We start from the raw sequence: 6,512 nt of genomic DNA, 5'->3' as shown, positions 1-6,512 counted from the left end.
GTCTTTGGGGGGGGGGGGGGGTCCCCCGGGGGGGGGGGGGGTGGGGCGGGGGGGGCCGCGGGCGGGGGCCCGGGGGGGGGGGGGGGGGGGGGGGGGGGGGGGGGGCGGGGGGGCCCCCCCCCCCACGCCTCCACACGTTTACCAGCGGTACCACCGCGACTTGGTGCCGCCCGCCGATGTGCTCCTCATCAGGAACCCCAGCAGCCAGATCACCAGAACGGCCAGCGCTATCCACCACAGCGCCTTCACCGCGAATCCGACGCCGAAGAGAATGACCGCCAACAGCAGAACGAGTAGGATCGGAACCATAATTCTGCACCTCCGGCAGAACGGGTACCCGGAACAGGCCTCCCCAGTCCCCGTATTCGGTTTCCGGCGCTCTCCGTGACCCGGAATCCCGCCCGGCGGCGAGCCGCGGAAAAGCCCGTGTCTGCCTCCGTGAGGCGGGGGCAGGCGCCCTTTACGTGCTTCGGACCGGAGGCACACCCGCGGAGTGCGGACACCCCCGATACGAGGGGTGAATTCTCATCCGCGGTTCCCCGGACGCACCATCCGTTCGCAACCGCCGAGGGAGTGGCGCGCATATGCGCACACATGCGAGCACGAAGCATTCGCACGACGACGCACCCGATACCCGGGCCGCCTTCGCCCGCCTCGCCGCTCTGTCCGACGGGCCCGAGCGCGACGCCCTGCGGCAGGAGCTGGTGAACGCCTGGCTGCCCATGTCCCAGCGCCTCGCCGGCCGGTTCCGCAACCGCGGCGAGAGCCTGGAGGACCTCTGCCAGGTCGCCGCGCTCGGTCTCATCAAGGCCGTCGACCGTTACGACCCGGGCCGGGGCCACGCCTTCGTCAGCTTCGCCGTACCGACCATCACGGGCGAGGTGAAGCGGCACTTCCGTGACCATATGTGGAACCTGCATGTACCGCGCCGGGTCCAGGACCAGCGCAATCGCGTCCGTACCGCCCAGCAGGAGCTGAGCCGGACCCTCCCCGGCCGCTCCCCGACCGAGGAGGAGATCGCCGCCGAGGCGGGGCTGACGCCGGAGGAGACCCGGGCGGGCCTGGAGGCCATCGGCTCCTTCCGCACGCTCTCCCTGGACGCCGAGATCCTCGGCGGCGACCAGGGCCGCACCATGACGGACGCCCTCGGCGGCCCCGATCCGGCGCTCGACATCGTCATCGACCGCGAGGCCGTGAAGCCCCGGCTGCGCGAGCTGCCCGAGCGCGAGCGGAAGATCCTCTACATGAGGTTCTTCCGCGATATGACCCAGAGCCGTATCGCGGAAGACCTCGGAATCTCCCAGATGCATGTGTCACGGCTGATCAGCAATTCCTGTGACCGGTTGCGCCGAGAAATCATGCAGGACGCCGCATAGGCGCACGCCACCCGGCCGTGTCGTACGGGGACGGCTGTCACAAAGGGTGCCATACGAGTTCCGGAAGGAATCGGGAGGTCATGCGGTGAGCGACAACGGTGGCAATCTCCGCCGCGGCCGAAGGGAAACGGAAGAGGAAAGAGCCGACCTTCGCTGGTCCGATCTCCTCCAGGAATTGCGGGTCGTGCAGACCGGAGTGCAGATCCTTTTCGGATTCCTGCTGACCGTGGTCTTCCAGCCGCGATTCACCACACCGTCGGAAACCGACCAGGACATCTATCCGGCGACGGTGCTCCTGGGCGCGGCGACCACCGGCGCCCTCATCGGCCCGGTGTCGTTCCACCGGCTCCTCACCGGCCGTAGGCTGAAGCCGCAGACCGTCGACTGGGCCTCCCGGCTCACGCTGGTCGGGATGTTCCTGCTGCTGTGCACGATGGCCTCGGCGCTCCTGCTGATCCTGCGTCTCGTCCTCGCCGACTCCCTCGCCCTCTGGCTCGTGCTCGGCATGGCCGCCTGGTTCCTCCTCTGCTGGCTCGTGCTGCCGGTGTGGACGCGCGCCCGGCACACCTCGGAGCCGGACGAGCCGTCCGTCCTGCGCGGCCCCGGCGGCGGGGACTCCTGACGCCGGCCCGCCGCCGGGCGGAGCCTGGGGGCGGTTCTGATGGATCCTGCCGGGCTCGCGTGCCCTGGTGCCGCGTCTCTCCCCGTGGGCCTGCGGGCACGGGTGGTGCCCCCGGCGTTGTCGTCGGTCGCCGATGGCCCCCTGTGCCCTGCGGGCACGGGGGTACCCCCTCCGCAGTGGCTCTCCCCCGGAGCTTCGCCCGGGAGGTACCCCCATCCTCCGCCTTGCGATCCACGGCACCAGACCCCGCTCACCGACCCAGCCTGATCCACCAGAAACGCCCTCGACGATGTCCAGGAAGACATGGTCCGCCTGGGGCCACCTCTCGGCGAGGCCCCGCTTGATCCGTACGCACACCAGCTCGATCTCCTCGCTGTCGAGGCCGGGGGTGAGATCGATCCGTGCCGCCACCAGGGTCGAATCCAGACCGAGGCGCATGGTGAGCAGCGCGGCGACGTTGTCGATCTCGGGCTGAGCGTCGAGGAAGGCCCCGATACGCTCACGCAGCCGGGGGTCCAGCGCCTCCCCGATCAGCCGTTCGCGGGCCTCCCGGGCGAGCCGGCAGGCGACGTACACGAGCAGCAGTCCGATCGCGAGGGACGCGCACGCCTCCCACACCACCTGCCCGGTGAGTACGGCCGCCTCCCACGGCCGGGCCGCCCCGGCACCCCCGGCCCGGCACGGCCCGCACGATCATGGCCGGACATGCGCTCCCGGGTGTTCCGGTAATCGTCTGGCGCGCCGGTACAGTCGCCGCGACGCTGTCCGAGGACATCGCTCGCCGCCCGCTCGACCAGCCGTGAACCGGGAGACGTTGTGGACCGACGCACAGCGGGACGGACCCTTGTGCTGATGGCGGCCCTGACCGCGCTCACGGCCGGAGGCGTCCCGGGGGCGGCTGCCACCGGGACGGTACCCGACCCCCACCCCCGTACCGCCGCCGAGGTACTGCGCCCGGTCGCGCCCCCGCCCGCGAGCGCTCCGTCCCCGAGCGGCACGCCCGCCGCCGGTGCGCCCGGCGGCACCCGGGACCCGGCACCGGGCCCCGGCACCGGACCGGCGGACGGGGACGCGGGCGACGGCATCGAGACCGCGCGGACCACCCGGCCCGTCGCCCCGGGGATCCGTCTCACCTCCTACGACCGGCTCCATGCCGCCTCCTGGCTGCGTGTCGACACCCTCACCGTCGACCTCGACGGCAGCGGCGCGGAGGCCGGGTACCTCTCCACCGGCACGGTCACCGGCCGCGACACCGTGAGCCGGCTCGCCGCCCGCCACCGGCCGGGCCCGGGACGCCGTACCGTCGCCGCGATCAACGCCGACTTCTTCGACATCAACCGGACCGGCGCCCCGCTCGGCCCCGGCATCGGAAACGGCGGGATGACCCACTCGCCCGCCCCGGGCGCCGAACGGGCCGTCGGCATCGGCCCCGGCGGCGCGGGACGCATCCTGCGGCTCTTCTTCGACGGCACCCTCACCCTGCCGTCCGGACGCCACCCGCTCACCGCCTACAACGCCGCCCAGGTGCCGCCGGGAGGCATCGGCGCGTACACCCCGGAGTGGGGGAGCGCCGACCGGGCCCTGACCACGGGCCGGGCGACGTCCGCCGCCGAGGCGGCCGTACGCGACGGGAAGGTCGTCTCCGTCACCGGGCGGCCCGGCACCGGGCCGATCCCCGCGGGCACCACCGTGCTCGTCGGACGGGAGGCGGGGGCCGGCGTGCTCGGCGCGCTGCGCCCGGGCGACCCCGTCTCCCTCTCCTTCCGCCCGCGCACCGATGCCGGGCCCGTCCCCCGTACGGCGGTCGGCGGCCGTGAACTCCTCGTCGTCGACGGCGTCCCCCAGAACCACGACGGCCGGCCCAACAACACCGCCGCCCCGCGCACCGCCGTCGGGTTCTCCCGCGACGGACGCACCATGCGGATCGTCACCGTCGACGGCCGGCAGGCCGACAGCGGCGGAGTCACCCTCACCCGGCTCGGTCTGATGATGCGTCAGGTCGGGGTGCACAACGCCCTCAACCTCGACGGCGGCGGGTCCGCCACCCTGGTCGCCCGCGACGTGGGCAGTGACACGCTCCGGGTCGAGAACAGCCCCTCCGACGGCAGCGAACGCCCGGTCCCCAACGGCCTCGTGCTCACCGCGCCCGACGGCAGCGGCGAACTGCGCGGATTCCGGGTCACGACCCGCACCCCCGCGTCCGCCGCGCCCACCGCCTCCCCCGTCCGGGGCGGGCACCCCGAACGGGTCTTCCCCGGGCTGACCCGCGCGCTGACCGCGGCCGGATACGACGAGACGTACGGCCCCGCCGCCGGAACCCCCGCCTGGCGGACCACCGTTCCCTCGGTCGGCACCACCGACCGGCAGGGAGTGTTCCGGGGCGTCCGCACGGGCACCACCACCGTCCGCGCCGAACAGGGCGCCGCCCGGGGCGGCATCGGTATGACCGTCCTCGGCACCCTCACCCGGATCGAACCCACCACCCGGCGCATCGGACTCGCCGGTGCCGGGGCCACCGGCACCTTCGGCATCGTCGGCTTCGACGCCCGGGGCAACAGCGCGCCCGTCGAACCCGCGGACGTCCGCCTCAGCTACGACCCGGCGCTCCTCGGCGTCCGCGACGACGGCTCGGGCTCCTTCACCGTCACCTCCCGTACGGCCTCGGGAGCCGGCCGGATCACGGCGACCGCCGCGGGAGTCACCACCACCCTCGGCGTCGGAGCCGGCCTCACCGAAACGCCGCTCGCCGACTTCGACGACGCCGGATCCTGGACCTTCGGCCATGCGCGCGCCGGAGGCTCCCTCGCGGCGACGCCCGCCGGACACAGCGGCACCGGCCTGGAGATCGCCTACGACTTCACCCGGTCGACCGCGACCCGCGCCGTGTACGCCACCCCGCCCCGGCCGATCGCCCTGCCCGGCCGCCCCCAGTCGTTCACCCTCCGGATCAACGGCGACGGCAAGGGTGCCTGGCCCACCCTCCACCTCAAGGACGCGTCCGGCGCCGACCAACTGCTGCGGGGGCCGTACATCACCTGGCACGGGTGGCGGCAGGTGAGATTCACCGTGCCGCCGGGGGCCGCCACCCCGGTCTCGGTGCACCGGTTCTATCTCGCCGAGACCGCGGCGGCCGAACAGTACACGGGCCGCGTCGTGATCGACGCCCTCGACGCCCAGGTGCCGCCCACCGTCGATCTGCCCGAGGAGCGCCCCGCGCCCGATCCGCTCATCGACACGGCGGCGGGCACCCGGGACAGGGACTGGCGGTTCGCCGTGATGTCCGACGCGCAGTTCGTCGCCCGCGACCCCGACGGCGTGATCGTCCGGCAGGCGCGGCGGACGCTGCGCGAGATCAGGGCGGCGGCACCGGACTTCCTCGTCGTGAACGGCGATCTCGTCGACGAGGGCTCACCGGCCGACCTCGCGTTCGCGCGCCGCGTGCTCACCGAGGAGCTGGGCAACGCGCTGCCCTGGTACTACGTGCCCGGAAACCATGAGGTCATGGGCGGCGGGATCGACCGGTTCACGGCCGAGTTCGGTCCCGCTTCCCGTACGTTCGACCATCGCGGCACCCGGTTCATGACCCTGGACACCTCGTCCCTCTCGCTGCGCGGCGGCGGCCTCGCCCAGATCGCGAATCTGCGCGCCGGGCTCGATGCGGCCGCGCGCGAGCCGGGCGTCCGCTCCGTGATCGTCGTCGAACACGTGCCGCCGCGCGACCCCGCGTCCCTCGGGGGCAGCGGGCTCACCGACCGGAAGGAGGCGGCGCTGATCGAGGAGTGGCTCGCGGAGTTCCGCCGTACGACGGGCAAGGGCGCCGCCCTCATCGCGGGCCATGCGGGTGTCTTCCACGCCGGGCGCGTCGACGACGTCCCCCATCTGATCAACGGCAACTCCGGGAAGACCCCGGCGGGCCCGGTGGACCGGGGCGGCTTCACCGGCTGGTCCCTCATCGGCGTGGACGTCCCGGACCCCTCCCACCGGGGCCCGGGCGCCGGACCGGAGTGGCTCTCGGCCCAGACCCGCGCCCACACCGACGGGCTCACCCTCGACGCGCCACCGCTGGTGCGCCCCGGCGAATCCGGGACGGTCCGCGCGACCGTCACCCAGGGCGCGCGGCACATCCCGGCGGCCCACCCGATGAGCGTGGACTGGACGGGCTCGCCGAATCTGTATCTGGGCGACCCCCGGTCCGCGGGTGCCGCACGCCACCGGTACACCGCCGCCTTCGACCCGGCGACGGGCCGCCTGACGGCCTGGCGCACGGGCACCGTCACCCTCGCGGTCACGGTGGCGGACCGCACCGAGCGGGCGGAGATCCGGGTGGCCGCGGAGCGGAGGATCCCGGCCGGCACCACGAGAGCGGCCCGCTGACGGGCGGGCACCCGCTGTAGGGACCGGTGGCAGACGTACGAACCCGGCAACCGCTGTAGGGACCCGGCATCCGCTGTACGGACCGGTGGCAGACGTACGGACCCGGTGGCCGACCGGCCGGCTGAGGGAGGCCGGAAACG

4 protein-coding genes and 1 pseudogene are annotated in these 6,512 nt (G+C 73.8%); 3 read left to right on the top strand and 2 right to left on the bottom strand.

The features are described from left to right. Positions 1-138: 138 nt before the first annotated feature. The gene (locus tag ACFYT4_RS21655; protein ID WP_389271233.1) at positions 139-309 is read right to left on the bottom strand and encodes a hydrophobic protein; all 171 of its coding nucleotides are present in this window, start codon (positions 307-309) and stop codon (positions 139-141) included. 275 nt (positions 310-584) lie between these two features. Here ACFYT4_RS21655 and ACFYT4_RS21650 point away from each other — a divergent pair, with 275 nt between their 5' ends. Then, complete coding sequence (locus ACFYT4_RS21650; protein ID WP_389271230.1) at positions 585-1,376, top strand: SigB/SigF/SigG family RNA polymerase sigma factor; 792 nt, start codon at positions 585-587, stop codon at positions 1,374-1,376. 85 nt (positions 1,377-1,461) lie between these two features. Continuing rightward, positions 1,462-1,998 carry a DUF6328 family protein gene (locus tag ACFYT4_RS21645; RefSeq protein ID WP_389271227.1) on the top strand — a complete coding sequence of 179 codons (537 nt, stop codon included), beginning with the start codon at positions 1,462-1,464 and terminating at the stop codon, positions 1,996-1,998. A gap of 270 nt (positions 1,999-2,268) precedes the next feature. On the opposite strand, the pseudogene ACFYT4_RS21640 reads toward ACFYT4_RS21645, so the two are convergent. Next, positions 2,269-2,634, bottom strand: a pseudogene (locus tag ACFYT4_RS21640) (hypothetical protein); the annotation flags it as partial. A gap of 216 nt (positions 2,635-2,850) precedes the next feature. Between ACFYT4_RS21640 and ACFYT4_RS21635 the strand changes: the two are divergent. Continuing rightward, entirely contained in the window at positions 2,851-6,372 is a 3,522-nt protein-coding gene (locus tag ACFYT4_RS21635; protein WP_389271224.1) for a phosphodiester glycosidase family protein, read from the top strand. Positions 6,373-6,512 lie beyond the last annotated feature (140 nt).

The organism is Streptomyces sp. NPDC004609 (assembly GCF_042873655.1).
Taxonomy (GTDB): domain Bacteria; phylum Actinomycetota; class Actinomycetes; order Streptomycetales; family Streptomycetaceae; genus Streptomyces.
This window is presented reverse-complemented; position numbering and strand designations above follow the sequence as displayed.

Bases quoted from the DNA above. Each gene is read 5' to 3' on its own strand.
- ACFYT4_RS21655 (WP_389271233.1), bottom strand. From the start codon at position 309: ATGGTTCCGATCCTACTCGTTCTGCTGTTGGCGGTCATTCTCTTCGGC.
- ACFYT4_RS21650 (WP_389271230.1), top strand. From the start codon at position 585: ATGCGCACACATGCGAGCACGAAGCATTCGCACGACGACGCACCCGAT.
- ACFYT4_RS21635 (WP_389271224.1), top strand. From the start codon at position 2,851: ATGGCGGCCCTGACCGCGCTCACGGCCGGAGGCGTCCCGGGGGCGGCT.